Here is a 26,958-nt window from a genome sequence, read left to right as displayed (position 1 = left end):
TTCGAGAAATATAAAACAACACTTGTCTATGTATGCTACTTATTTGTTAAGTCGCAGGATACAGTGGTGACAAATTACGTTTCGTTTGTTGTTCAATACTGCCTTTTTTACGCATTTTACGCAATATTTGCTGTAATTCTTTACTTTGCCATTCACTTCGATTTTTTGCATAGCGTGAGGCTAGCAATGAGTTGACGGCGTCAGACAGATGTGTGTCGTTAATGACTTTTAGGCTCTGTTCTAATGTCGCATTTTTATCATTAATATAGCTGCCTAACCACAGAGGAAGATACTTTTGAGTATCAAGTGAGGCGTTTTGATTTAACGCTTTCTCAAGATTTTTCCACAGTATCTGTTCACTTTGGGTGTGCCTAACCACAGAATTGTTTGGCTGTTTAGAGGAGGATTTTATTATCGAAACGTGTCTCCACCACATTGCTAAAGTCATTATCCATAACAGTAATACACTAGCAGTTAGCCAAATCCAATATTGAGGTACATCGTTAGTTTGATTCGTTAGAGCAGACTGTACAGGGGCTTGTGGCGTTATTTGAGGTGCTGTTTGAATACTAGGGCTAATTGGAATAGCAGTGGTTGGTTGAGTGGTAGCCGGCAATATTTGTAATGTTTTCTCGGCTAATACTGCATATTCGGTTTTTTTTGTGATGGTATTGAACCAAGGGATCCTTACCTCTGGGATAATGAGTTCACCTGCTTGGCTTGGGATAATGGCAATGCTTTCTTTACGTTGTGCGATCAACGTATCATCTTTTTCAACAGTGGTTGTTTCCGCCTGATCTGGATAGGTTTTCACAGAGTAGGGGTAAGCACTGGTAATTTTTGGAAGTTGCTCTTCGACTACACCTATTGCCGTTAACGTAATAGTTCGGGTGATGGGCTCTCCAGCGATAAACTCGCGGGTATTGCCTTGCCATTCATCGTCTAGTTGCACAAAGGCACTGGGTAACCAATGTTGGTCGTAATTACTCGGTATAGGTAAAACGGTAATACTCTGACTCGGTCCTACTCTATTGACTGCCTTGCTGCGGTTAAAGAAACCAAAACTTTGCCGTGAATTGTCAATCACTTCTCCTTCAAACAAAGGACCTTCAATAGTGTAGGTGCCACTTTGTTGGGCAATGATTGCAAAAGAACGCTCGATAATGCGATAACGGCGACCATCAACTACTTCGTTATATTCTTTGTCTTTACCTATTTGCCTGATGTCAGCATTTTCCAAGGTAGGGCTAGACAAACTGCCTCTTTGTAGATCTTTTCCTAAATGTAATTTAACAGTGTAGCGAATTTGTTGCGCCAAGTAGGCTTGCTCTACATCTACGTCAGTTGTTATAAATAGATCCCGTCCGTTTTCTGAAGCATTGGCTGTGACAGGGATCACTAACACTTCAATCGGTTTGGTTTGAGAGCCTTCAATGTTAAAAGCTGGAATAGTAAAACGCCCTTTATTTTTAGGGATAAGCACAGTTGACCAAGTGGTGCTTCTGGTAGTATCGAAGTTAATCATTTTTGTTTGCGAACTGACTGATGTGCGACCCACCACAAAGTCCTTCATCAAGAATGAAGAATCAAAGGCGTCTCTATCAACCTCGCCATTAGCTACTACTGATAGAATAAAGGACTCATCTACCATCACTGGATTTTTATCAACAGAAGCGCTGACTTCAATTGATTGAGCTCGCAGCATAGTCGAAACCATAAACACAACTATGCAGACTATAATTTTAGGCATTTTTGACTTACTCACTCTTACCAATTCCCCTGTATATGTGTTGGCAATCTTTCTCTTTTTCGCCGTTGTGACTCAATTTGCATTTTACGTTTTAACAAAAACGCCGGATCGTCAGGTACTCGATTTAGCAGATTTTGCATACGTTGCATTTGTTCTTTTTGTTCGTCGGTCAGTTCTTCTTGCCCTTGCTGTAAAGCTTGAGCTTGTTGTTCTTGCTCTGATTTCTGTTTCTCTGCTTCGGCCTCTGCTTCGGCTTGCTGTTGTTCTGCTTCTTTTTGTTCTTGTTGATCTTTTTCAGCTTGGCTTTGTTGTTCAGAGTCTTCTGCTTGTGAGTCACTCTGTTCTGAGTTTTCACTTTGCTGGGGATCTTGAGATTGCTCACCTTCTTGCTGCTGATCGTCATTTTGACCCTCTTGCTGCTCTTGGTTTTCGCTATCTTGGTCTTGTTTATCTTGTGACTGTTCGCCAGATTGGTCGTTCTGCTGCTCTTGCTGGTTCTTAAGTCTTTCAAGCAAGGTTTTATTTGCTAAGGCATCTTCATGATCCGGCTGTTGTTCTAGTACTTTTTCATAGGCTGCAATAGCTTGGTCTACTTCGCCCAGTTGTGCTAACGAATTGGCAGCATTGTAAGTGGCGTCAGTATAGTGTTTATCGTTAGGTGATAGTTGCGAAAAGGACTCTAAAGCCGCTTGATAATCGCCATTTTTATAATGAGCAGTACCTTGCCATAATGGATCGTCAAAGGTGTTCGCTGCTTGTTCATATTCATTTTTATTATAGGCTTGCATGGCTTGCTGGTCAGGTGTTTTCCACATATCCTGCCACCAATCGGCTCGCGCTTGGGGGGAATAAGTGGGTAATAAAACACCAATAAACAGCACTGTCACAATACCGCGTCTAAAACTGTAGGCAGCAAAGGGAATGATGAGTAGCAATAAATAAGGTCCCATTTCTTGCCATTTATCCCCAAAGCTTTCCTTGTTATCGTCTTCATCCTTAGTGGGTGTTTGTTCAATTAGATTTTGTTCAATCAAATAATTGATATCACTATCGTCAGATTGCATAGACGCATATCGCCCGCCGCTACTGCGACTCAGTGACTTTAAGTTATTGACTGTCAGTTTGGGTACCACAATCGCTCCACGACTGTCTTTTAACAACTCGCCATCAATTAGTTGAATGGGGGCGCCTTCTTCTGTGCCTACACCAAGTACCGATAGGCGAAACATTGAGGTATTAAATATTTCGCTGACTTCTTTCATCTGTTGATTGTTAATACCGTCGGTGATCCAAAATATTTCACCTTGTTGATATCCAGCATTGCTGAGTAACTCGATGGCTGCTTGCAAACCCAAGGCAGGATCACTACCGGCAATAGGCATTATTTCTGGGGTTAGGCTGGGAATGAGAGTAGTAAGGTTTTGTGCATCTGAACTTAAAGGACTGATCGTAAATGCATCACCCGCATAGGCAACTAATCCTGTTTCTCCCTCGGTAATGGCATTCACTAAATCAATGGCTTTGTATTTTGCGCGAGTGAGTCTGTCAGGTTTAACATCTGTGGCGCGCATAGAAAGTGACATATCCATGAGTACCACTTTACCCGCATTTAATTGGTAAACCGGTTGTGGCAATCTTTCCCAAGTAGGGCCTGCTAGTGAAACTGTCGCCAAAACCCAGCAAAATCCTAATAAAAATAGTGGAGGGCGGACTTTTTTGATGCCTTGTGTAGTGATCAGGTGCTGATATAGGTGACTGGCAAGTACCGACTGCCAGCCAGATTGTTGTTTGTGTACATAACGGATTAACCCAACCATTATTAAAAGGGGGATAATTAGCCACAACCAATGGGGGCGAATAAAATGAAATTCGTTTAAAACCGAAAAAGACTCAATCATTTTGTCGCCTCCTTTAACCAAAACTGCTTAATCAGTGGCATTATTCCCATTAACATGGTTATCAATAACGCTAAACCTAAGGGGTAATAATATAAGGCTTGTAAAGGCCGCATTTGTTTACTTTCTCTGGCTATAGGTTCTAGTTCGTCTAAGGTGGCATAAATTTGTTTGAGTGATTCAGCATCTCTGGCTCTAAAATATTGACCACCAGTTGATGTGGCTATATCAGTTAACATGCCTTCATCTAAGTCTTGTGAGGGGTTAACTTGCCTACTTCCAAAAAAGCTCTGAACCAACATTTTGTCAGCACCTACACCTATAGTGTATATGGTTACGCCATTGTTCACGGCTAATTCATTTGCTTGTTCTGGTGTGATATTCCCCGCGGTATTTTGACCGTCGGTCAGCAGAACCAATACTTTATTTGACTCTTTACGGGCTTCAAAGCGCTTGATCGCCAGTCCAATTGCGTCGCCTATAGCCGTTTGTTCACCCACTAAACCTATTAAGGATTCGTTGAGTAGTTGCTCTACCGTTTCTCTATCGTAAGTCAGGGGCGCTTGCAAATAGGCGGTATCGGCAAACAAAATAAGTCCTAATCTGTCGCCAACTCTGCGTTTGATAAAATCACTTAAAACAAATTTAATCATTTTAAGTCTGTCTACTTGGCGACCATTAACCTGCATGTCGTCAATTTTCATACTGCCGGATAAATCTACGGCTATCATTAAGTCTCGCCCTTCGGCAGGTATACTAACAGGCTCACCTAACCACTGGGGTCTCGCCGTTGCCACTATTAGAGCAATCCATGCCAAGGTGGCTAAAAACAAACTCAGTTTTTTAGTGCCTTTACGTTGGCTTTTTGCTTCGATGCCTGTTGTTAGACTCGGCACACGTAGCGCCGCCTCTTGACCTTGTTTTTTACTGGGCAATAGCCATGCCAAAACAGGCAAAGGTAAAAGAAACAGTACCCACAACCATTCAAACTCAAGCATTGTTTTGCTCCAATGGGGGAAGGACATGTTTGCGTGGGGGCAGGGCATGCTTAATCCATGTTTCAACTGACTCGCAGTACCTTGGATAGTCAGTATTTCCTGAATTCTGTGCTTGATATAATGTTTGTTGCATCGCCTCAAAGGAGTCAGAAAAAACTTTAGCCTTTTTGTTAGGAAGTGTATTAATTAAAAAGTTTGTCCATTGTGAGCCATGCATTTGTTGCACGTTTTGGCTTGGGAAGTAGGTCATGGCAACGCGCTTTAACAATTGGTTGAGCTGCGACACACTGTGTGGGTTTGAAGCATCTATTTGATGTAGCGACTTTAGTGCTTGGCGTTTCGCCAGTGATTCTTTGCGAGCTTTGACTAGCCAAAAGATTAACAGGCCTAGAACAACTACAATGATTATCCCCAGTAACCACCATCCATAAGCGGGTGGCCAGTTTTCAATAGCTGCTGGAGTGTGAATGTCTTTTAAATCTTGTAGTGGATTCATTTATATTTACTCCCAGAAAATCGATCTAACTGCAATTCTAGGGGATGACCTGCGTCAATTTGGATAACCTGTGCTTTACATTGTTTTAGGGTGTTTTCAATTTTATCAAATTGCGCCTGATGTTGATTGCTGTACTGCATTTCTGTGTCTTTTTCGCCTAACACTATTTGTTGTCTGTTGTGGCCATCACTCAAAGTCACTCTTTGACTCATTTTGACTTGTGGCAACCTGTGTTCAAAAGGATCGCTGATAGGGTAAGCAATCACCTCACAATGTTTACTTAATTGGGCGATATGTTGCTTAGCCAGTTCGTCTAACTGACTAAAATCGCTGATTATAAAAACTAAACTACCGGGGTGGGCCAGCCTACGCAATCTGGCACATGCATTTGCTAAAGTGATTGGTTCTTGATTGCTTGGTTGTGCCTCTAGTTGCGCTCCTTGTTGCACTTTTATCATACTATTTAATAGCGACAACACCGCTTTTTGACGGGTAAATGGTTTACATTCGATATGCTGATACTGATTAAATACCAAGCCACCGATACGATCACCACGCTTTCTTGCCGACCATGCAATGAGAGCACTTAGATGCGCGGCTTGCACTGACTTAAATAAAAACTGTGTGCCAAACTGCATACTCGAAGATAAGTCAGTGAGTACAAATACGGGGCGTTCTTTTTCTTCTCGATACAACTTAGTATGAGTTTTACCGGTGCGAGCAGTTACCCGCCAATCAATGGCACGGATATCGTCACCCGCTTGATAATGACGGGCCTCGTCAAACTCCATGCCACGACCTTTGGTTTTAGCCAAATAGGCACCAGCGAGTTTGGCTTGTACCGTTTTACGTGGCGACAGATTTAATAATGCGGTTTTACCTTGGTAATGAATAAGTTCTTTAATACCTAGGTTCACACCGTCACTAGAGTATTTAGATAACCACTTTGCAATGTCTTGCATACTGCTTCCTTAACCTTGTGTTTAAGGAACAGCCACAAGCTGTATAATTTTGTCCAGTACCTGATTACTGTTGACACCTTCTGCCTCTGCTTCATAACTGAGTAATAATCTATGGCGTAACACGTTATGAAATACAGCTTGAATATTATCAGGACCCACAAAATCTCTGCCCATTAACCAAGCATGTGCGCGAGCACATTTATCTAAAGCGATAGTGGCGCGAGGACTCGCCCCAAACTCTATCCAGTTAGCTAAATCCGCGTCGTAACGCTCGGGTTGGCGAGTCGCAATAATTAATTGCACTATATATTGCTCTAAGGCTTCATCTAGATGAATTTTTAATACATCTTGCCGCGCATTAAATATATCTTGCTGGCTTAAACTTGGCGGATTTACTACTTCTGCGTGCATTGCTTCATTACGCGTTAAGCGCAAGATCTCGAGTTCAGTCTCAGCGCCTGGATAATCGATTTCTAAATGCATTAAAAAACGGTCAAGTTGAGCTTCTGGTAGCGGGTAGGTGCCTTCTTGTTCAATAGGGTTTTGAGTGGCCATAACCAAAAATAACTCGGGTAGGGCATAAGTAGTATTGCCGACTGTTATTTGTCGTTCAGCCATGGCTTCAAGCAAAGCGGATTGCACTTTAGCGGGGGCACGATTGATTTCATCTGCCAATACCAAATTATGAAACAAAGGCCCTTTTTGAAATACAAAACTTCCGTTTTCTGGTCGATAAATATCTGTTCCGGTTAAATCGGCGGGTAGTAAATCAGGGGTAAACTGAACGCGATGAAAATCACCTTCTAAGCCATTTGCTAGGGCGTTAACCGCGCGGGTTTTTGCTAAACCGGGAGGGCCCTCTACTAATAAGTGTCCATCCGCTAATAGCGCAACTAAAATATTTTGCGTTAATCTTTGTTGACCCACCACTTGGCTGTCTAAATAGGCTTGTAACTGTTTAAATTGTGCGGCTGCCATAGTGTTAACTACTTCCTTCTAATTTTGTGGAAATTCAGAAATTTTTAATTCAAGTCGAATTCATAAAGAGTTGGGTTATAGCGAAATAATAGATTTAAAACCCAGATTACTGACTATGCTAACCGATATAAGGTTCCCCTATTGAAAAACAATGTTACAAAGCTTTAAAAAACACTATATGCAGAAAAATTGAGCAGTTTTAGACTAAACAACTCTTCACCTAATTAACTCTTTGTGTTCTTGGGATATCCAATTCTTCATCTAGACTTCTATGAACCGGCTATGGAGGCCATCTATGGAGGCCATCTATGGAGGCCAGTGTACGTGGATTTTATAGGTCATTGTAAGACAGTTAATCATTTGCTTAATGGAAATATAGAGGTGCCTTGAAGTCATAATGGTTACTAGGTACAATCAGCTAAACTTTACAGGTCAGACCACTGGCGTTTGAACATTTACAAGGGCATAAAATGACAGCTAAGCAGATAGTCAAAACGAGAGAAGGCGACAGGATCGCTATAGTTGCAGGTTTAAGAACGCCATTTGCAAAAATGGCCACTTACTTTCATGGCGTACCAGCGGTGGATCTCGGAAAAATGGTAGTCAACGAAATGTTAGTGCGCAATAACGTTGATCCTATGATTATTGAGCAATTGATTTATGGCCAGGTGGTACAAATGCCTGAAGCTCCAAACATTGCCCGTGAAATAGTGCTAGGCACAGGCATGAATGTGCACACCGATGCTTACAGTGTCTCTAGAGCCTGCGCCACCAGTTTTCAATCTACAGTGAATATCGCCGAGTCTATGATGGCCGGAAATATTAGTGTAGGGATAGCAGGGGGAGCTGATTCCACTTCTGTCTCACCAATAGGTGTTTCCAAAAAATTAGCCAGAGCCTTAACTGACTTACAAAAAACTAAAACCCTTGGGCAAAAATGGCAAGTACTTAAAAAATTAGGTCTGAAAGATCTCATGCCCGTACCGCCAGCAGTAGCAGAGTACTCAACTGGCCTTTCTATGGGACAAACCGCAGAGCAAATGGCGAAAACTCATAATATCAGCCGAGCAGATCAAGATGCTTTGGCGCATCGTTCACATACTTTGGCCGCACAAAGCTGGAACGAGGGTAAGTTAGCCAACGAAGTCATGACGGCATACGCTGAACCTTTCAGAGGGGCGTTAGAAAAAGATAATAACGTACGTTTTGATTCTAAACTTGAAGGCTATGCCAAACTTCGTCCGGTGTTTGATAAAAAGCATGGGACAGTTACTGCGGCGAACGCAACACCGCTAACCGATGGTGGTTCTGCTGTATTGATGATGACCGAAAGTCGCGCCAAAGAACTCGGCTATACCCCACTTGGTTATATTAAAAGTTATGCTTGGGCCGCAATCGACGTGTGGCAAGATATGTTGATGGGTCCTTCTTATGCCACACCTATGGCACTAGATAGAGCGGGTATGACATTAAACGACCTTACATTGATAGAAATGCATGAGGCATTCGCTGCACAAACCTTAGCTAATTTAAAAATGTTTGCCAGTGATAAGTTTGCCCAAGAAAAATTAGGCCGTAGCAAGGCCACTGGTGAGATTGATATGGATAAATTTAATGTGATGGGTAGCTCTTTAGCCTATGGGCATCCATTTGCCGCAACAGGTACGCGAATGATTACGCAGATGTTAAACGAATTGAATCGCCGCGGTGGAGGTTCTGGTTTACTGACTGCCTGTGCTGCAGGTGGTTTAGCTGCAGCTATGATAGTTGAAACTGAGTAGGGTGATGAATATGACAACAGATAAGCAAGCAACAGACGTGCAAAGTGCCTTTACTCTAGATGTGCGTGACGACGGTGTGGCCATTTTGACTATGGACGTGCCAGGCGAAAGTATGAATACCCTTAAAGTGGAATTCGCCGAACAAATCAATGCTGTACTCGAGCAAATTAATGCAGATAGCAGCATAAAGGGCGTAGTGGTTATAAGCGGTAAAGACAATTCTTTTGTGGCCGGTGCAGATATCAGTATGCTGGCAGCGTGTGAAAGTGCAGAAGATGCCACAACTATCGCTAAAGGTGGTCAAGATATGTTTCAGCGTATCGAGGATATGCCAGTCACTTTTGTTGCTGCGATCCATGGCCCCGCGTTAGGAGGGGGATTAGAGTTAGCGTTGGCATGTCATTATAGAGTCTGCAGTGACGATACAAAAACGCAATTGGGTTTGCCTGAAGTTCAGCTTGGCTTATTACCAGGTAGTGGTGGTACCCAACGTTTACCTAAACTGATCAGTGTTCAGCAAGCGATGAAAATGATGTTGACTGGCGCCTCAGTGCGAGCAAAACAGGCTAAAAAATACGGCATAGTTGACGATATGGTACCGCAGTCCATTTTGCTGGATGTTGCTATTGAAATGGCGAAAAAACCTAAGCCAAAGCGTAAAGGTCCTAAGTTAGATGTCATGGGCAAATTCTTAGAAAATACCTCGGTTGGACGCAATCTTATGTTTAAGCAAGCCCGCAAACAAACGGCGAGTAAGACGCAAGGTAATTATCCTTCTCCTGAGCTTATTATTGACTGCATTGAAACAGGTTTGAATAAAGGTTTTAAAAAGGGCTTAGAGGTCGAAGCCAAACATTTCGGCAATTTGGTTATGAGTTCTGAATCGGCTTCCCTTAGAAGTTTATTCTTTGCCACAACTGATATGAAAAAAGAAACCGGTGTGGATGGAGTGCAACCCGCACCGCTTAAGAAAATAGGGGTACTCGGTGGTGGGTTGATGGGCGGTGGTATCGCTTTTGTTACTGCGACCAAAGCAGGGCTACCAGCGCGTATTAAAGATATTCGTTCTGAAGGTATAGCCAACGCGATTAAGTACAGTTTTGATATTCTTAACAAAAAAGTCAAACGTCGGTTTATGCAAAAGTCCGAGATGCAAAAACAATTGGCATTGTTAACGGGCTCAGTGGATTATTCAGGTTTTAGTGACGCCGATGTTGTCATTGAAGCAGTATTTGAAGACTTAGCCTTAAAACAAAAGATGGTAGCTGAAGTAGAAGAGAATTGTGCTGAACATACAATATTCGCCTCTAATACGTCCTCTATACCCATTACACAAATCGCTGAAAAAGCAAAAAGACCAGAACAGGTAATAGGTCTACATTATTTCTCCCCAGTAGACAAAATGCCTCTTGCAGAGGTTATTGCTCACGATAAAACCTCTGACCAAACCATTTCAACCACAGTTGAGTTGGCTAAGAAGCAAGGTAAAACGCCAATAGTTGTGAAAGACGGAGCGGGATTTTATGTTAACCGTATTTTAGCGCCATACATGAACGAAGCGGCAGAAGTACTGCTAAGCGGCGAGCCAATAGACTACATTGATAAATCTTTAGTGAAGTTTGGATTCCCGGTGGGCCCTGTTAAATTGTTAGACGAAGTAGGTATTGATGTTGGCACTAAAATTGGACCTTTCCTACAGGCTCAGTTTGGTGATCGTTTTGCTTCTAACCCTGGATTCGACAAAATTTTGGCGGATGACCGTAAGGGTAAAAAGAATAAACGAGGGTTCTATGATTACTCAGGTAAGAAACCTGGAAAAGAAGTAGACGCGTCTTTGTATACCTTATTAGGCATTACTCCGGCGTCTAAAATGAGTCATGAGCAAATTGCCGAACGTTGTGTGTTATTAATGCTAAACGAAGCGGCTATGTGTCTAGATGAAGGTGTGGTGCGCAATGCTCGGGACGGTGATATTGGCGCTATTTTCGGTATCGGTTTTCCTCCTTTCTTAGGTGGGCCGTTCCGCTATATGCACACACTAGGAATTGCTCATGTTGTGGCTAGATTAGAACATTATCAAGCTTTGCTTGGAGATAAGTTTACACCAGCCGAAAGTTTGAAAAAGATGGCTGAAGAGGGGCGTTCTTTTTACTAAATAATTAGGTAATAATTTTTTCTTATTCGAAGCCCAACTTTCTTATAGCTAAGTTGGGCTTTTTTATGTGATTTGTTTTGATAAAATCACTAGCACAAACTTAATCGTGTTAGCCACTTGTTGGTCGCGAGTTTTATCCAATGCAGGAGTACACAAGTTGTTGTTGTTTTTTATAAGCTCAGTTCTGTTTAGTCTGATGTATTATGTGCAGTCTTTTAAAACGGGGTTAACGGCGAAGAAGTGGGCATTGGCGGGATTAGTCTTTGGTCCAGTAATCTATCCTTTATTCAGATCTAGACAAAGAATCAAACTAGTGAGAGCAAGGGGATTGAGTAAAGCTTTATTCTGGGCATAAAAAAAAAGAGGTTCCTTCTCTTTTGTTTTTTAAGTTAACTTAGTTACAAATATACTGAAAGGATGTTACATCCTAAGCTACGGATAGTCATAACTTGACTATTTGCAACATTTCAATCAAGCACTCATTAATACTAATTTGAGCGTCGATTTGCTTTACCACTGAGTATTAGTTTTAATCCCATTTTTACTAGTATCTGCAGTTGTTGTTGTAGCAGCCTGACTTTTGGCAGGTGCTTGAACACTTTCTTCAGATTTAAGGGCTACCGGAGTAGTTGTGGCTAATACTAGTGCTACTGCATAAGATTTTAACATCTTTCATTTCCTCGTTGTTTTATTGACGTTTATGCCGACATTATATTGCCGGTCACAGTAATAAAAGCGAGAAGTGTGCCAACATTGACAAGTGAATAATATTTACCACTGAAATAGCACTTTTTATTCGACTAATAGCTTAAATAATTTACCCTAATGTCTTATTGTACAAGGGCTGTAGTGAGGGATGCGGCTCTAAGTTCAAACGCTAGAGTTTTGAATAACTTTTTGTAGTTGGTGATTTTCTTTGAGTAATCGCTCAAATCTGACGGCATTTAATGGTTTACTGTAGAGGTAGCCCTGCAACATTTCGCACTTATAACGTCGTAAAATTGACAATTGATTCTCATGCTCAACGCCTTCAGCAACCACTTTTAAGCCTAAATTATGGGCTATGGTGATTATTGCTTGGGTCATATGTCTATCTTCAGCACTTTTTGCAATATCATCGATAAAGGCTTTGTCAATTTTTAAGGTGTTGATAGGAAAGCGTTTTAAATACGCAAGGGATGAATAACCTGTGCCAAAGTCATCTAAAGCTAAGTGAATACCTCGTTCACGCAAACGCTGCATCATCCTAAGGGCATTTTCAGGGTTTTGCATTAAGGTGCCTTCGGTAATTTCGCACTCTAAATGTAATGGTGATAAGCCCGTTTTTTGCAGAATACTGACAATGCGTTCATCCAAGTCTGGGATCTCAAATTGACGAGCAGCGATATTAACGGCAACACGACCAGTAAAGAGACCCGCGTCAACCCAGCGTTTAGTGTCTTCACAGGCCTTTTTAAGCACTACTTCACCAATCTCAATGATTTGCCCTGTCTGTTCAGAAAGAGGGATAAATTGAGCAGGGCTAACTAGGCCCTTTTCAGGGTGTTCGTAACGCACTAGGGCTTCCATGCTGACTAACTTGCCAGTGGCAATATCTACTTTAGGTTGGTAAAAAACCGTAAATAAATCTTCTTTTAAACCATGGCGTATAAGGTTTTCTATTTGCAATTGACGAACGGCATTTTGATTCATTTCGCCGCTAAAAAATTGATACTTATTGCCACCAGAGTTTTTCGCAAAATACATCGCAGTGTCGGCATTTTTTAGGAGTTCTTGTGGGTTACTGCCATCTTCTGGATAGAAAGCAATACCTAAGCTGGCGCCTAATACAAATTCTTGCTTATTGATAATAAAAGGTCGAGCCATATTATCCAATATAGTTTGTGCAAAATGGGTGATGTAGTGAATATCTGTAGAGTTATCAATTAAAATGCTAAATTCATCACCACCTAAGCGATAACAGGTCGCTTTTGTACCACCTATTTTTTGTAACCTTTTGGCAATTTGTTTTATTAATATATCGCCTGTTTGGTGCCCTAAGGAGTCATTGATTTTTTTAAAGTTATCCATATCCAAACAAATCAAGGCGTGCTGTGTATCCCTACGAACAATATTACTGTGGCTCGCTTGGAAGAAAGAGCGATTAGGTAACTCCGTTAATGGGTCGGTATTGGATAATTTAAGCAGTTCTTTCTCTGTGACTTTACGTGAAGTAATATCTGAGAAAACTCCAACATAATGGCTTATTTTGCCATCTTCATCTGTGATGGCATCTATATTCAATTCCATTTCATACTTTTCCCCATCTGAACGACGGGATTCCACTTCACCTAACCAATTACCTTTTTGTTGTAATGATTTTTTGACTTCTTCGGTAAATGCGCCTGGATATTGATGAAAGGTTAAATAACTGGCTAAAGCCTGCTCACGGGTTTCCCCTGTGTACTTACAATAGGAATTGTTGACTGAGATAAATTTAAAGGAGGTGTCTGTGATAAATACACCATCTGATATGGTTTCGATTGAACGCTTAAATAATTTAAGTTGCTCTTCAGCCTCTTTTAAATGGCTAATATTTTTTAATGTGCCAGTCATCCTTTGTGGTTGATGATTGTTATCCCTAGATACCACCTTGCCGCGGTCGAGCACCCATATCCAGTCACCTTTGTAGGTTTTCGCTCGATAAGTAATTTCGTAATGTTCGGTTTTTTCACTCAGATGCTCATTCAATGACTGTTGCACACGTTGAATGTCATTTGCGTGGATGTTGGCTTCGTAAGAGCTATTCACTCTAATATCATCTTGAGGAAAGTCTAAGGTTCCCCAAGTATTGGAACGAAACACCTGACCTTGGTATATATCCCAATCCCAAAGTTCATCGCCACTGCTCCAAAGGGTGAGTTTTAATCGTTCTTCATTTTCTAAAATGGATTGACGTATGGCATTTCTAGAACGGATTTGTTTGAACCAATAAATCAATATTAGAATGCTAAGAAACGCATATAAAATTAAGGCGTTTTGCTCTAGCCAAAGGGGAGGGGCTATATTGATTCGTAGCGATTTTGATTCAGACCAAGCGGCTAAAGGATTTTTACTCTGTACCTCAAATTTATAACTGCCAAAATTCAAATTCGAAAATTCAGCTCTCCTTAAGGACTCAGCATCGGTCTCTATCCATTTGTCTGATAAACCTAAAAGTCGATAACGATATTCTACGGCTTCTGGACTAACAGGGTTTAGCTGTGCAAATTTTATGCTTATCCTTGACGATTCATTTGGCAAGTCAATACTATTCGATAAATTGATAGGTTTTGAAAGCGGGGTGTTAGAGGAATGAATCGATATTGGTAAATTAAATAAACGTAGTTGGGTAATGGTTGGTGCTTTGTTATTCAGTCGTTGGTTTTTTGAAGCCTTCTGTTTATTTGCGATAAAAGACAACTCGTCTGGATTGAACATTAGCAGACCATCGGAACCTCCAAATAAAATCTCACCTGTTTGCGAAAGTAAACCCGCGTCTTCATTCAGCTCATTGTAAAGTAATCTTTCTGGGGCAATATTTTGCAAAACTTTGCCGGTTTCCAAGGAAACTTCGTCAATCCCATCGCTGGTGTGAGAAACCCAAAGGCTATTTTTGTATCGGATAGTTTTTATGACCTGATTACTCGCTAGGTCACTTTCCGTGTTCAAAATACTTAGAACTTGATAAGAATCCTTATCTAACTGAATTATCCCATGAGTCAGAGTTGTTAACCAAAAGCTATCTTCTGTTTCGATAACAGAATTGAACGACCTTATTGAATTATCAAAATTCAGGTTTATTCGTTGGAGTTGTTGATTTTCTATATTAAATAGCATTAAGCCTAAGTTTGTTCTGAGCCATATATTTTGGTCACTGTCGAGCAGCATAGGATCAACGTAGTTGATATTTTTATTCGCCAATTCAATCGACACTACCTCAAAATTCTTTGGCTCGATCCATTTTATGGAATTATCTTCTACTGGGAACCAAATACGTTCAGAAAAATATTTAAGTTTGCCAATGTTTTTACCTGGGAATAGCGTTTTTATACTTTTCAGCAGGTTTTCATTTTCATTCTTATAAATAAAGATACCACCTGAACTCGCAATCCAAATATTGTCAAACTGGTCTACTTCAACTGACCATATATTGTGTTTGAAGTTTTCCAAATATCTCTTAAAAGTATAATTATTGGTATCGAACTTGTTTAGACCTTTAGATTGTGTTCCAACCCATATTTTTCCATTTGAATCTTGATCTATACCCCAAACTACATCTCCTGAGAGCCAGTTTGAGTTATCACTTTGTTTCTGAAAGAACTTTATTTGAGAGCTATCAGTATTGTAGCGATATAAACCACCTGAATAGGTACCTATCCAAATGGATTTGTTGGTATCTAAAAACAAACTATGAATGAAACTACTATCCAAACCAAAACTAGTACTATTTTTATTATTGTATGAAAATACATGGTTGGTTTCGGTGTCAAAAATACTAATGCCAGCTTCCGTTCCTAACCATATTTTATTATCCTGATTTTGGATAATACTTCTGATTTGATTGCCGACAATGGAAGGGGTACTTTGCGTATTTAGTCGCAGGGTTTTATACGTTTGAGTATCAGTTTTGTAAGCACCTTGTTCTGTTCCTATCCAATAATTACCGTCAATGAATTTGAAATCTAAAATGACATTCGCATCAATCTTTATATTCCAGGGATTGGAGCTTTGTAAGCTGAATAGGGTGTTTGAGCTATGCTCAAGAATAAACATACCTTGGCCAATACTGCCAAACCAAGTTTTATCCGGTTCGTTATAAATGACCTTAATCTGAGTGGGAAGCTCCAATCCACTATAAGTTAATGGAAGAAATCTATCGGCTAAATCATCATAAATGTATAGGTTTGAATTAGTGGAAACTAATAGCTTGTTATCTTCATTCAGAGCAATAGTAAAAATATCATTACTGCTTAATTGACTATTATCTTTGTTATAGTTTTTAAAGTTGTCCGTCAATGGATTGTATTTAGCCAGTCCATTTTGGGTGGCTACCCAAAGGTTGCCTTGGGAATCTAAAATTAGTTTTTTGGTGAAATTATTTGGAAGTGAGTTAGGGTCCTTACTTGAATATCTATAGTTTTTGAACTCATAACCATCAAAACGACTCAAGCCTTCAAAAGTAGAAAACCACATAAAGCCATTGGGATCTTCGAGGATATTGGTGACAGTGTTTTGCACTAGGCCTTGAGATTTAGAATACTTAACAAATACATTGTTAGCTGCATGAGAAGCATGCACCAAAAAGATGCCTAGCAGAAGCGGCAATAAAAAACTGCGAAATGTTATTAAAGTACGAATATGCAACTCTCACCTTGAGGTAGTCTTCTACCTTCTTATAATACTTGGGTTTCGTCGTCGGCATATCCATATTGCCATTCCTAAATATGCCTAATTTATAGGGCAGCTACAAGTGTTAATCTTGTTTAAATAGATGTCTTATGGTGAAAAGTGACTGATTGTTGCTTTTTTAGCTAAATATTCTAATTATCAAAGGTATTGGGTACTGGATTTAAAACTTTGAATGTCTGTTATCACTTCAGTTTGGAAAGTGAAGGGGTCATGTTGCGTACTCGCGCTGCATAAAATTGCCTCTCCAAAGCCTTGTCGTGATACCAATGAAATCAGGTAGATTTTCAGGGCGGAAAAGTCAATATCCAATATGGTTTGGGTCATCCTAGCACTGTAGGTAAATGCTGTATCTTGGTTGCCTATAGACATCCAGAATCTCTGACTTTTCATGCTTAAATTCGAGTCTTTTTCCATTAATTGTTTGATAACGCCTTTTTTGAGTGCATCCCAAATGTGGATGAACTGGTCAATATTTTCTACTATTTGTTGTAAAAAAAGGTGTATAGCATCTATTAAATACGCGGCAGGATGGTGGGGGGACTGAATATAAAAGCCTATACCAGGGTGTTGGTTGTAAGGAATGTAGCCACTACCCACTAAGTAACCAAGTTGTTGTTCAGTACGCAGTTGATTGAAAAAAGGTGTGGCTAATAGTTGTTCTGCCAATATAGTTAATGCGACGTTTTTTAGGCTCGCATCAGGTGCTTGAAAGTAGATGACAACTGCGGGATCTGTATGTTGGCACTCTACCTGATAAGAAATCGCTGTGCTGTGCCTAATATCTGCGACGCCTCTATGAATTTTTGTAGCGGTTTTATGGCGCAATCGGAATTCTTTAATATCAGCACTTACACGGTACGCATCTTCTGGGGACCAGTCACCATACATCATTCCCTCTAAGTGAAATTGATCAAGTAACTTTATCTTTGTTGATTCAATGTCATCAAGGCTCAAATTTTCCATAACCTGTATCATGTCTGATGTAGGTTGATTTTGTTGTTGCATAATAACTGCAAGTGTTGAAAAAAGACGGTTGATAGGTTTATTCAAAATAGCATTGGATAAACCTTGGTATTGTTTCGCTTTTACTTGAGAAAAACTATTAGAGAAATCTTCATTTACGACAATTTGTGTTAATAGATTGGTGCAGAACTGTAATTGGTTGGCACTGAAACCATTGGTTTGCAGCGAAAATCCACCTTGGTGAGGATACAAGTGAAAATGCATACCAGCCAGATTCGCTTGATAATATTTTTGGTTAAGTTTTTCGTTTAATAGAGCGACCCAAAGTCGTTTCGCTGTAGTGAGTTGCACCCCTTCATTTACGGCTTGGCAATCAAAAGTTAAAAAGCAATCTCCCTTGGGTTGTTTAAATTTATCGTCTTGCCCATACCAAATGTCTAAACCAGTCTCGCTGATAATATTTTTTGGTCGTACAAATTCTAAATTAATAGCGTTTAACGTTTTTTTAGGAGGTAAAAATTGATTGGCTTTTGGTAACATAAAACATGAACGCCAATTTCCATTAAGAAAACACTTTATACGCGAAGTAGTAATAGGGGTAACACTATAAGGCGTATGATACCACTTGGCTTTTTGAGTGGTTTTGACAAATGGATTGACCGTTTTTATGCGCATATTTTGGGGACAGAAAAACTCCAACATCTGTAAAACTATATTCACTTCCGGTTTATCTAGAATATAGTCGCCTGCAATTAGGTGGTGTGCAGGATATTCAAACATTGCCTGACTAAAGTGACATGCTTCGTCAATTGCCTTAGCTTGATCGGGAAAGTCCCACATCAGCTGGTTAAGTGTGGCAGTTTCTTCGATTCGCCATCGTTCGATTCCATTATCTTTTATCAATTGAATATACGAAAACAGTGCCGTGATGACTTCATCTGCGTTTTTAATACCTGCATCGGTTAACTGAAGGTTAATATTGAAATCTTTAAAAGTGCTGCCTTCAATTCCACCACCGGCACTTAGGCTTGTCGCCCAGTTTTTGGTTTTGTAGAAATGTAATAAACCTCCTTCACCTTCATCACCTAATATATGACTCAAAACGCTCAAAGGTTTACTTCTGTAATAAGTGTGTTGCTGGGGAAGTGCAAAGGTCAAAATCATTCTTTTTGCCTTTTGCAAAGGCAATATGTTGATTTGAACTCCTAAGTTAGATTCAAGATAAAGAGCTGGTAGTGCGTCCCGATGTAATTCACTATTTGATGACCAATGGCTAAATTGGTTACGAACATAATCTTCACTTACGGACAATTGTTGCTGACTTATCAAACACAAACAGGCATTTTGAGGTTGATAAAAACGTTCGAACAAAAGTCGCAATTTTTGTTGCAGTTGCAATGGGCTGAAAGGTGCAAAAGTTTGCTTATTGCCCACCGAAAACTGACTAAAAGGGTGGTTTGGGTTACATGTCTCTTTATGTACTTGATAAAGTCGTCGTAAATCATCTTTTTGTTTTAATAAAAACTCTGCATCAATAGCGTTAATTTCTCTGGCGATGAGAGATTGGTCAAACAGAGGCTGGCTAAACATCGCAAATAAATGCGCCAATGCCTGTTGTTCATATTCAGTAGTAATGTCGTAAAAATAGCTGCTGTATTCGGTGCCGGTTAAGGCATTAATACTTCCTCCATGGGTGCCAATAAAATCGTTAAAATTATTGGCCTTGGGGTACTCAGTATTGCCCAAAAACAACATGTGTTCCAATAAATGAGTTATTCCATGACAATCTTTATCATCATTAAAATGACCCACATTAAAAGTAATAGAGCAGGCACTTTTTACGCAATTAGGGTCTTGTACTAATAAAATTCGCATGCCATTAGCCAATTCTATGTGGTTAAATTGACGATTATCGTAGGCACTTTTAAGCAAAATTTTCTTTTCCTCAGTTGAAATACAGAACCATTTAAAGAAGTGACCGCTTAGCAAGTTGCAATGGACGACATGCTCAGCGCCCAAACAAGGCAAGTGAATGTGGTGTTCACGTATCTGCCGCTAAGGGAACTCCTGCAAATCACATACAAGTCTGATTAAGCTTCTTTAAATCTTTAACATATAATACGGATCCTTCCGAAAGCCCCAGTTGCTTTGTATCGCGTTTACCCTTTGTGAAAGGGTATTAGCATTTCTGAATAGCGATACATTGTCCAAAATCGGCTGGGACGTTTTGAGATAGCAATTCTTTATACTGATTGGTATAAGACATTTCAAGCATAAACTAATTTTTTAAAGGTGCAGATTTTTAATTAAATTTTTTGCTATATTAGCTGTAACATACTCTAATGTGGCAAACACAAATTCCGCGAGAATTATGAAATTAATTATTATGCGTCATGGCGAAGCTGAAACGTTTCGAGAGCAGGACAAGACGCGCATCTTAACTAGCCACGGTGAAAAACAAGCGACAGACGCCGGTAAATGGTTGGCAAGTTACCTAGGCGCTGATATACCAATAGATCTGGCATTAACAAGTAGTTACGTCCGAGCACAGCAAACAAAGCAGCAACTTAGCTCTCAAGTGTCAGTCATAGAGACAAAAATTTGTGATGATGTGGCGCCTGAGGGAGACCCAAAAGTGGCACACGATTTTGTTAAAGTACTAATTGACGACGCGCCATCAAACAATGTGTTACTGATTGTGAGCCACATGCCTTTTGTGAGTTATTTCCTAGAAGAGGTGCATAGAGACAAACAGACTATGTTGTTCGACACTTCAAGTATTGTGGTGCTAGATTATGATACTGACAGTGGAAGTGGTGTAATAGAAAAAATTTATCATCCCGTTTAAATTAGTTTAAGAAAATCTTAGTCACAACCGATATGTTGAATATGATCAGCAAAAGTTTACCAGCTGTCTTACAACAGGCGTTGGAATATCACGTTAATGAATCGCAACTGACTCACGATGACGAGCTTCAGGGTATTTATGATCGCCTGACAAACTTGAACGAAAAAGTAGAATTTTTTAAAAATAAAATCAAAAATAATCGCGCAAACGCCAAAATATGAATTATTCCGAATAGTTCGTTTCGTCATTACGATGGAATTCGGGCATTACCCTTACAGTTTTCACCATATTATCTTTCATTTCTAAAATTTCTATTGGATAACCGGCAAGGCGTAAGCCGATATTGGCTTCTGGGATATCTTCTAAATACTCCAAAATCAACCCGTTTAAGGTTTTAGGTCCTTCGGTAGGGAATTGCCAATCTAACTCTTTGTTGAGTTCGCGAATATTGGCGCTACCGTCAATTAACACACTACCATCTTGCTGCAAATCAGCTTCTTTACTGTGGTCAGGCAAAAAGCTGGTTGTGAAATCACCAATAATTTCTTCCAATATGTCTTCTAAAGTGACTAATCCTTGAATGTCACCATATTCGTCAACCACTAAACCTATGCGTTCTTTCACTTCTTGAAACTTGTACATCAAAGTATGTAATGGGGTGGACTCTGGTGTGAAATAAATTTCACGCACCGCTCTGAGCAGGGTGGCTTTACTAAACTCATCTTTCGAAAGCAGTCTAAGCGCGTCTCGCACATGCACAAAACCAACTGCGTCATCTATGCTGTCTCGGTATAATAAAACCCTAGTATGCTGGGAGTTGACCAATTTTTTTTGAATATCTTTCCATTCGTCGTTAATGTCGATAGACACAATATCACTTCGTGGCACCATAATATCTTCAGCCGTGACGTTTTCGAGATCTAAGATCCCCATCAACATATCTTGGTGTTTTTGTGGTATTAAAGCGCCAGCTTCATGCACTACAGTACGGAGTTCTTCACGGCTAAGACTATTACCATCGTCACCAGTTGGCCGCACTCGAAAAAGCGCTAATAGACCGTTACAAATTCCATTAACCAAGTACACAAAGGGGTAAAGCAATGTAAGTAGTGGCAATAGAATAAACGAGCTAGGAAAAGATATTCTTTCTGGATACAGGGCCGCCAGTGTTTTTGGAGTGACTTCTGCAAAGATCAAAATGATTAAAGTCAAAGAAAACGTAGTGATAGCAGTGGCTACTCCCAGTCCTAAATGTCCAAATAAACGCATACAGATAATAGTGGCAATTGAGGAGGCGGCAATATTGACAAGATTGTTACCAATTAGAATTAACCCAATTAGTCTATCTGGTCGCTGGAGCAGTTTTTGCACTCTCAACGCACCTTTATGGCCTTCATTTTCAAGATGTTTGAGACGATATCGATTAATCGACATCATGCCAGTTTCAGAACTTGAAAAGTATGCTGAGAATAAAATCAAAATACCGAGAATAATGAATAAACTACTGGTGGCAATGTCTTCCAACTATGGAAATCCTATGGCAATAATGAAACCGCACTTTAAGGGCAATTTAGCTGCTATTCAAGCGTTAAGTATGACTTCTCTTACAAATCGGCTTCCGAAATAGGCTAGGGTAAGTAATATACCACCCACTATGGTTGACCAAATGACCGGTTTTCCGCGCCATCCAAACATAGAGTGACCCATTAAGATAACACTGTACAACCCCCATGCTAAAAGAGACAGAACAGTTTTATGGGCTTGCTCCGTGGCAAACATATTATCTAAAAACATGAATCCACTGACTAACGATAGGGTGAGTAAAACGGTGCCGACCAGTAATAATTTAAATAGAATATTCTCTACTGCCATCAGAGGGGGCAAAGAGGAATGTAATAGTGACGCATTTTTTTCTTTTAAGCGCAAATTTATGTAAGACAATTGCACCGCATACAGAGAAGCAATGGCTAAACAGGCGTAGGCAAACAATGCTAAACCAATATGGATGAGTAAGTTAGGTTTAACGCTGATTTGCATGACATGTGCGTTAGGTATTAAACCGTTCAGCAGCACTAATAGACCTGTAAAACTGTATACAACGGGTAGTAAGATAGTATTGGGCAATCTAAAAGACGCTAAGAGCATAGTCACACTGATTAGCCAGCCTACTAAAGAGGCCACATTGAGCATGCTCATGTTTTGACCCGTTTCGGGTTCAATCAGGATCCCGCTACTTAAAATCAGCATGTGAAGCCCAATGGCAACACTTACCGTCATAATTGCTGCGAGTTTATTTGGCCCTTTTTCTCGAAACATACCAGTGACAATAATGCCTGAGGTCAGCATATAAAAAATAAAACAAATGCTGACTATCAACATGACAGCATACCTGAATCAATAGTTTTGGGAGGAGAGATAAACATTTGCTTACTGAATTTTCCATACACAATGTAACAACACGTTAAGTAAGAAAATAACACTTATTCTCAGCACATAACATAGCTCAACTCAGTTTTAAGCATTAACTGAGAAATTCTCTTAATAGATATGCTTTTGTGGATTCTTATCTGCTAGCATTTTCTATATAATAACCCCATAGAAAATTGTAGGTAGCATAGTAGATGTTTGAAAATCTTAGCGAACGCTTAGGCAAAACCCTTAAAAATATTAGCGGTAAAGGGCGACTCACCGAAGATAATATCAAAGATACCTTACGCGAAGTGCGTATGGCGTTGCTTGAAGCCGATGTAGCACTGCCAGTTGTAAGAGATTTTATTGCTCAAGTTAAAGAGCGTGCGGTTGGTACGGAAGTCAGTAAAAGTCTGAATCCGGGTCAAGTCTTTATTAAAATTGTACAATCCGAACTAGAGTCGGTGATGGGGCAGGTCAATGAATCTCTGAATTTAGCGGCGCAGCCCCCCGCAGTTGTTTTAATGGCTGGTTTGCAAGGGGCTGGTAAAACTACCAGTGTCGGTAAGTTAGCTGCCTTATTAAAACAACGTGAAAATAAAAAAGTACTAGTGGTCAGTGCTGATGTATATCGCCCTGCTGCCATTAAACAACTTGAAACTCTTGCCACTGAAGTCGGTGTAGAGTTCTTCCCGTCATCAGAAGATCAAAAACCTATTGATATTGCCAATGCGGCCATAGATTTTGCCCGTAAGCATTTCTTTGATGTGCTGTTAGTGGATACTGCTGGTCGTTTGCATGTTGATGGCGAAATGATGGGAGAAATTCAAGCATTACATAAAGCAATTGATCCCATAGAAACGTTGTTTGTGGTAGATGCCATGACTGGTCAAGATGCGGCCAACACAGCAAAAGCTTTCAACGATGCATTACCTCTTACAGGCGTTATATTGACCAAAGCCGACGGTGATGCGCGAGGCGGTGCAGCACTTTCGGTCAGGCATATTACTGGGAAACCCATTAAGTTTATCGGTATGGGTGAAAAGCTCGATGCATTGGAAGCTTTCCATCCGGAACGTATTGCTTCGCGCATCTTGGGCATGGGGGATGTGCTAAGTCTAATCGAAGAAGTTGAGCGTAAAGTAGATAAACAGAAAGCGCAAAAACTTGCCAAAAAAGTTCAAAAAGGCAAAGGTTTCGACTTACAAGATTTCAAAGAACAATTGGAACAAATGCGTAGCATGGGCGGCATGATGTCTTTGATGGATAAAATGCCTGGTATGGGTAATATGTCTGCACAAATTAAAGACAAGGCCAACGATAAATCTTTTGTTCAAATGGAAGCTATCATTAATTCAATGACACCAGGTGAACGCTCACGCCCAGATGTGATTAAAGGCGGACGAAAACGCCGAATTGCAGCAGGTTCAGGTACACAAATTCAAGATGTGAATAGACTGCTAAAACAATTTACTCAGATGCAAAAAATGATGAAAAAAATGTCTGGTGGCGGCATGAAAAAAATGATGCGGAATATGAAAGGCATGATGCCTCCTGGTGGAATGGGGGGATTACCGCCACCTCGTTAAAATATACTCTGATTGATAGGGCAACAAAAAACACAACATAAGTTGTTGTTAAGTTGTTCTATCACTTCACCTTTACTCAAATGTTACCTAAATAGGTTTTTGCATTGTCCATTAATATTGTCAACCAGCTCTCTCACAAGCTTATTAACGTCATATTTGCTGTAGTGTTGGTTTTAGGGGTAGCTGTCAGTGCTGTGGTTTATTATAAAGGCGATAATATCGCCCAAAACACTGTAGATCTGATTGCAAAGCAAATTCCTTCTTACGATTTGTTGAGTAAATTAAACAATAGCCTAATAGAAAAAGAACGCTTTTTGTACGAGTTCTATGCTACGCAGCAGCAAAATGATTTCCAGCTTGGGTATGCCCAAAGTAATCAACAGGCACAAGAGGTTTTTGACGAATTAATAGTTAGATTTGGTGATATCCCTCCTTTGCAGATCACTCAGTCCAGTTTACAAGAGTTGAACAAACTCGCCGATGAGTTTGTGTTAAATATTCAGTCCACAGAAACAAATTGGAATTTAGCTCGTCAACAATTGCGCACTATTAGTGATGTACGCAGGGCGACTAGCCCACAAATTCAGCAATTAATTAACCTAACCGAAAATAAAGTTGAAGAATCGGAAAGGGTTATTTTGAATGGCCTTGAGTTGGTGCGATTTTTTGTGGTGTTATATGGATTAGCCACTTTAGTTGTAGCATATATAGTGGCAAAGGCGATCAAAGCGTACTTGTCTACTTCTGTTTATAACCAACGGCTATCACTGTTTTCTACCCGAAACCCAAACCCTGTTATTAGTCTTGATAATCGTAATCTGGTGACCTATTTCAATCCAGCGACTGAAAATTTACTCAAAAAGCTAGGCTTAGACATGGGCAAAGCTGAGTTATTATTAGCAAAAGACATTGAGGCGCATCAAAAGCAACTCTTGCTCGAGGGGAAAGCAGACTCTAAACAATTTGAATATCAGATTGCAGAATTGTACTTTCAATGTGATCTCCATTGGTTAGAAGACCTACGCCAATGGGACATGCATTTAACCGATATTACCGAACGCAAAATGTTTGAGCAAGAATTGCAATATAGAGCAAGTTATCACCCGCAAACGGGGCTACTCAATCATTACGAACTAGAAAAAACTGTCACACTTTTGTGTCAATCCCAACAAAAATTTACCTTTGGACTTATTGAAATTCGCTCTTTTAGTCAGTTAATCTCAGGCCAAGGGGTCACAGTTGCGTCTACTGTAGTGAATGAAGTGGCAGCCTCGTTAATCAACATCATGTCAAACATTGATAAGAGGGGTTATCAAATTTTTCATGCGGGTGAAAAAAGTTTTGCTGTGTTAAGTAACAATTGTCTAGACAAATTGCAGATAGATACTTTGGTTGAACAAATAGAGCTGAGGATAGGCTCAACAATTTTTCACTGCCAATACCAAGTGCAACTAGATTTTGGTTTTACTAATTTTCCAGAGCATGGCACTGACTATGCCCAACTGCACAAAAACACCCTTGCCGCACTAGATAAATCAGCAAGTAGTAAAGATAAAAATCATGTGTTGTTTAATCTTCAACTTGGAGAAAAACTGCATTACGAACAACAATTGATCGATGATATGCGTTTTGCGATTGAGAAGACCCAATTTGAATTACACTTTCAACCACAATTAGCCCTAAGTAGTGGCAAAATAATCGGCGCAGAAGCCCTTATCCGCTGGAAACGTAATGGATATTGGATTGCTCCTAGTAAGTTTATTCCTTTGGCTGAACGTGCAGGATTGATTGACACTCTGGGTGATTGGATCTTGCACACTGCCTGTCAAAAAGCGCAAAATTTAGTCAATCTGGGGTACGGTGATTTAATGATAGCCGTCAATATTTCGCCTCTGCAATTTGGTCGTAAAGATTTCTTAAGTAAAGTTAAAAAAGTACTCAAGGAGACGGGATTACAAGCGAAAAATTTGGAGTTGGAAGTCACCGAAGGAGTCATTATCTTCAATGAACAAGAAGCCATAGATACCTTAGCGCAACTCAAAAAGTTAGGTGTACATTTGGCAATTGATGATTTTGGAACAGGTTATTCTTCTCTTAGTTATTTGCGAAAGTTTAATATAGATAAGCTCAAAATTGATCAGTCGTTTATTCATGATATCCAACATCAAACCGCAGACCAATCCATAGTGCGCACTATTATCGAGTTAGGACGCAACTTAGATTTAAAGGTCATTGCTGAAGGGGTTGAAGGCCTTGAGCAGCAGGAGATTTTAGCGTCTATGGGCTGTGACGAAATCCAAGGATTTTATTTTAGTAAACCTTTACCTGAACATATGTTGATAGAGTTTTTGCAAAAACAAAGGTATAGCGCATAAAAATATCAGGCTAGATATTGCTGGCACCATTACTAATCTTGCAAAATATGCACTGTTTATTGGTCTCTCGTTTTTGCTCTAAATAGCCATTGGTGAGTAATTGATTTGCTCCATCAAACATTGTTTGGGGTCATCAAGCATAGGGATAAGTTGGCTGTGTAATGAACGACTATCCACTAACTGTTTTGTGAAGAATAGCTACTCACCATCAACTCCATGATCCCGCCGTGATAGCTTAAAACTTGATTTTCGACAGGTTGGCTTTAAGCCCAAAACTGCAAAATTGTGGATACTATATGTTCATTTAAAAGGTGGGGGCTTTGTGCATA

16 protein-coding genes are annotated in these 26,958 nt (G+C 40.0%); 5 read left to right on the top strand and 11 right to left on the bottom strand.

Going from position 1 to position 26,958, the window contains the following annotated elements; all coding sequences use genetic code 11:
* Positions 1–46: 46 nt before the first annotated feature.
* From AAC000_RS10730 to AAC000_RS10705, 6 genes are read right to left on the bottom strand one after another with little or no spacing between them, the layout of a single operon-like run.
* Positions 47–1,765 carry a BatD family protein gene (locus AAC000_RS10730; protein WP_339722563.1) on the bottom strand — a complete coding sequence of 573 codons (1,719 nt, stop codon included), beginning with the start codon at positions 1,763–1,765 and terminating at the stop codon, positions 47–49.
* A gap of 2 nt (positions 1,766–1,767) precedes the next feature.
* Positions 1,768–3,648: a VWA domain-containing protein gene (locus AAC000_RS10725; protein WP_339722561.1), complete on the bottom strand. Its 1,881-nt coding sequence runs from the start codon at positions 3,646–3,648 to the stop codon at positions 1,768–1,770.
* Complete coding sequence (locus tag AAC000_RS10720; protein ID WP_339722559.1) at positions 3,645–4,643, bottom strand: VWA domain-containing protein; 999 nt, start codon at positions 4,641–4,643, stop codon at positions 3,645–3,647. Before AAC000_RS10720 ends, AAC000_RS10725 begins: the two co-directional genes overlap by 4 nt.
* The gene (locus AAC000_RS10715; protein WP_339722557.1) at positions 4,636–5,139 is read right to left on the bottom strand and encodes a DUF4381 domain-containing protein; all 504 of its coding nucleotides are present in this window, start codon (positions 5,137–5,139) and stop codon (positions 4,636–4,638) included. The genes AAC000_RS10720 and AAC000_RS10715 overlap by 8 nt, the downstream gene beginning before the upstream one ends.
* Positions 5,136–6,101: a DUF58 domain-containing protein gene (locus AAC000_RS10710; RefSeq protein WP_339722555.1), complete on the bottom strand. Its 966-nt coding sequence runs from the start codon at positions 6,099–6,101 to the stop codon at positions 5,136–5,138. Before AAC000_RS10710 ends, AAC000_RS10715 begins: the two co-directional genes overlap by 4 nt.
* Positions 6,102–6,122: 21 nt before the next feature.
* The gene (locus AAC000_RS10705) at positions 6,123–7,079 is read right to left on the bottom strand and encodes a MoxR family ATPase (RefSeq protein WP_339722553.1); all 957 of its coding nucleotides are present in this window, start codon (positions 7,077–7,079) and stop codon (positions 6,123–6,125) included.
* A gap of 470 nt (positions 7,080–7,549) precedes the next feature.
* Between AAC000_RS10705 and fadI the strand changes: the two genes are divergently transcribed.
* Entirely contained in the window at positions 7,550–8,860 is a 1,311-nt protein-coding gene (fadI, locus tag AAC000_RS10700; RefSeq protein WP_339722552.1) for an acetyl-CoA C-acyltransferase FadI, read from the top strand.
* Positions 8,861–8,870: 10 nt separating this feature from the next.
* Positions 8,871–11,015: a fatty acid oxidation complex subunit alpha FadJ gene (gene fadJ / locus AAC000_RS10695; protein WP_339722550.1), complete on the top strand. Its 2,145-nt coding sequence runs from the start codon at positions 8,871–8,873 to the stop codon at positions 11,013–11,015.
* A 510-nt stretch (positions 11,016–11,525) separates the two neighbouring features.
* Here the strand turns inward: fadJ and AAC000_RS10690 are convergent.
* The 3 genes from AAC000_RS10690 to AAC000_RS10680 all read right to left on the bottom strand — a co-directional run bounded on the left by AAC000_RS10690 (position 11,526) and on the right by AAC000_RS10680 (position 19,340).
* Complete coding sequence (locus AAC000_RS10690; protein ID WP_339722548.1) at positions 11,526–11,684, bottom strand: hypothetical protein; 159 nt, start codon at positions 11,682–11,684, stop codon at positions 11,526–11,528.
* Positions 11,685–11,885: 201 nt separating this feature from the next.
* A complete protein-coding gene (locus tag AAC000_RS10685) occupies positions 11,886–16,400 on the bottom strand; it encodes an EAL domain-containing protein (RefSeq protein ID WP_339722546.1) in 4,515 nt (1,504 codons plus the stop codon).
* A gap of 183 nt (positions 16,401–16,583) precedes the next feature.
* Entirely contained in the window at positions 16,584–19,340 is a 2,757-nt protein-coding gene (locus AAC000_RS10680) for an insulinase family protein (RefSeq protein WP_339722545.1), read from the bottom strand.
* A 439-nt stretch (positions 19,341–19,779) separates the two neighbouring features.
* Here AAC000_RS10680 and sixA point away from each other — a divergent pair, with 439 nt between their 5' ends.
* A complete protein-coding gene (gene sixA / locus AAC000_RS10675) occupies positions 19,780–20,256 on the top strand; it encodes a phosphohistidine phosphatase SixA (protein WP_339722543.1) in 477 nt (158 codons plus the stop codon).
* 222 nt (positions 20,257–20,478) lie between these two features.
* On the opposite strand, the gene AAC000_RS10670 is transcribed toward sixA, so the two are convergent.
* Positions 20,479–21,780 carry a CNNM domain-containing protein gene (locus AAC000_RS10670; protein WP_339722541.1) on the bottom strand — a complete coding sequence of 434 codons (1,302 nt, stop codon included), beginning with the start codon at positions 21,778–21,780 and terminating at the stop codon, positions 20,479–20,481.
* 57 nt (positions 21,781–21,837) lie between these two features.
* Positions 21,838–22,635, bottom strand: coding sequence for a cytochrome c biogenesis protein CcsA (gene ccsA, locus AAC000_RS10665; protein ID WP_339722540.1), 798 nt, complete (start codon positions 22,633–22,635; stop codon positions 21,838–21,840).
* Between the two features lie 242 nt (positions 22,636–22,877).
* On the opposite strand from ccsA, the gene ffh reads away from it, so the two are divergent.
* Positions 22,878–24,254: a signal recognition particle protein gene (gene ffh, locus AAC000_RS10660; protein ID WP_339722539.1), complete on the top strand. Its 1,377-nt coding sequence runs from the start codon at positions 22,878–22,880 to the stop codon at positions 24,252–24,254.
* Between the two features lie 104 nt (positions 24,255–24,358).
* Complete coding sequence (locus AAC000_RS10655) at positions 24,359–26,629, top strand: EAL domain-containing protein (protein ID WP_339722538.1); 2,271 nt, start codon at positions 24,359–24,361, stop codon at positions 26,627–26,629.
* The last annotated feature ends 329 nt before the right edge of the window (positions 26,630–26,958 follow it).

Source organism: uncultured Paraglaciecola sp. (assembly GCF_963977085.1).
GTDB lineage: Bacteria > Pseudomonadota > Gammaproteobacteria > Enterobacterales > Alteromonadaceae > Paraglaciecola.
The sequence above is the reverse complement of the archived record's forward strand: the minus strand, read 5'-3'. Positions and strand labels throughout refer to the sequence as shown.

Bases quoted from the DNA above. Each gene is read 5' to 3' on its own strand.
- AAC000_RS10715 (WP_339722557.1), bottom strand. From the start codon at position 5,139: ATGAATCCACTACAAGATTTAAAAGACATTCACACTCCAGCAGCTATT.
- sixA (WP_339722543.1), top strand. From the start codon at position 19,780: ATGAAATTAATTATTATGCGTCATGGCGAAGCTGAAACGTTTCGAGAG.
- AAC000_RS10705 (WP_339722553.1), bottom strand. From the start codon at position 7,079: ATGGCAGCCGCACAATTTAAACAGTTACAAGCCTATTTAGACAGCCAA.
- AAC000_RS10710 (WP_339722555.1), bottom strand. From the start codon at position 6,101: ATGCAAGACATTGCAAAGTGGTTATCTAAATACTCTAGTGACGGTGTG.
- AAC000_RS10720 (WP_339722559.1), bottom strand. From the start codon at position 4,643: ATGCTTGAGTTTGAATGGTTGTGGGTACTGTTTCTTTTACCTTTGCCT.
- ffh (WP_339722539.1), top strand. From the start codon at position 22,878: ATGTTTGAAAATCTTAGCGAACGCTTAGGCAAAACCCTTAAAAATATT.
- ccsA (WP_339722540.1), bottom strand. From the start codon at position 22,635: ATGTTGATAGTCAGCATTTGTTTTATTTTTTATATGCTGACCTCAGGC.
- fadJ (WP_339722550.1), top strand. From the start codon at position 8,871: ATGACAACAGATAAGCAAGCAACAGACGTGCAAAGTGCCTTTACTCTA.
- AAC000_RS10690 (WP_339722548.1), bottom strand. From the start codon at position 11,684: ATGTTAAAATCTTATGCAGTAGCACTAGTATTAGCCACAACTACTCCG.
- AAC000_RS10725 (WP_339722561.1), bottom strand. From the start codon at position 3,648: ATGATTGAGTCTTTTTCGGTTTTAAACGAATTTCATTTTATTCGCCCC.
- fadI (WP_339722552.1), top strand. From the start codon at position 7,550: ATGACAGCTAAGCAGATAGTCAAAACGAGAGAAGGCGACAGGATCGCT.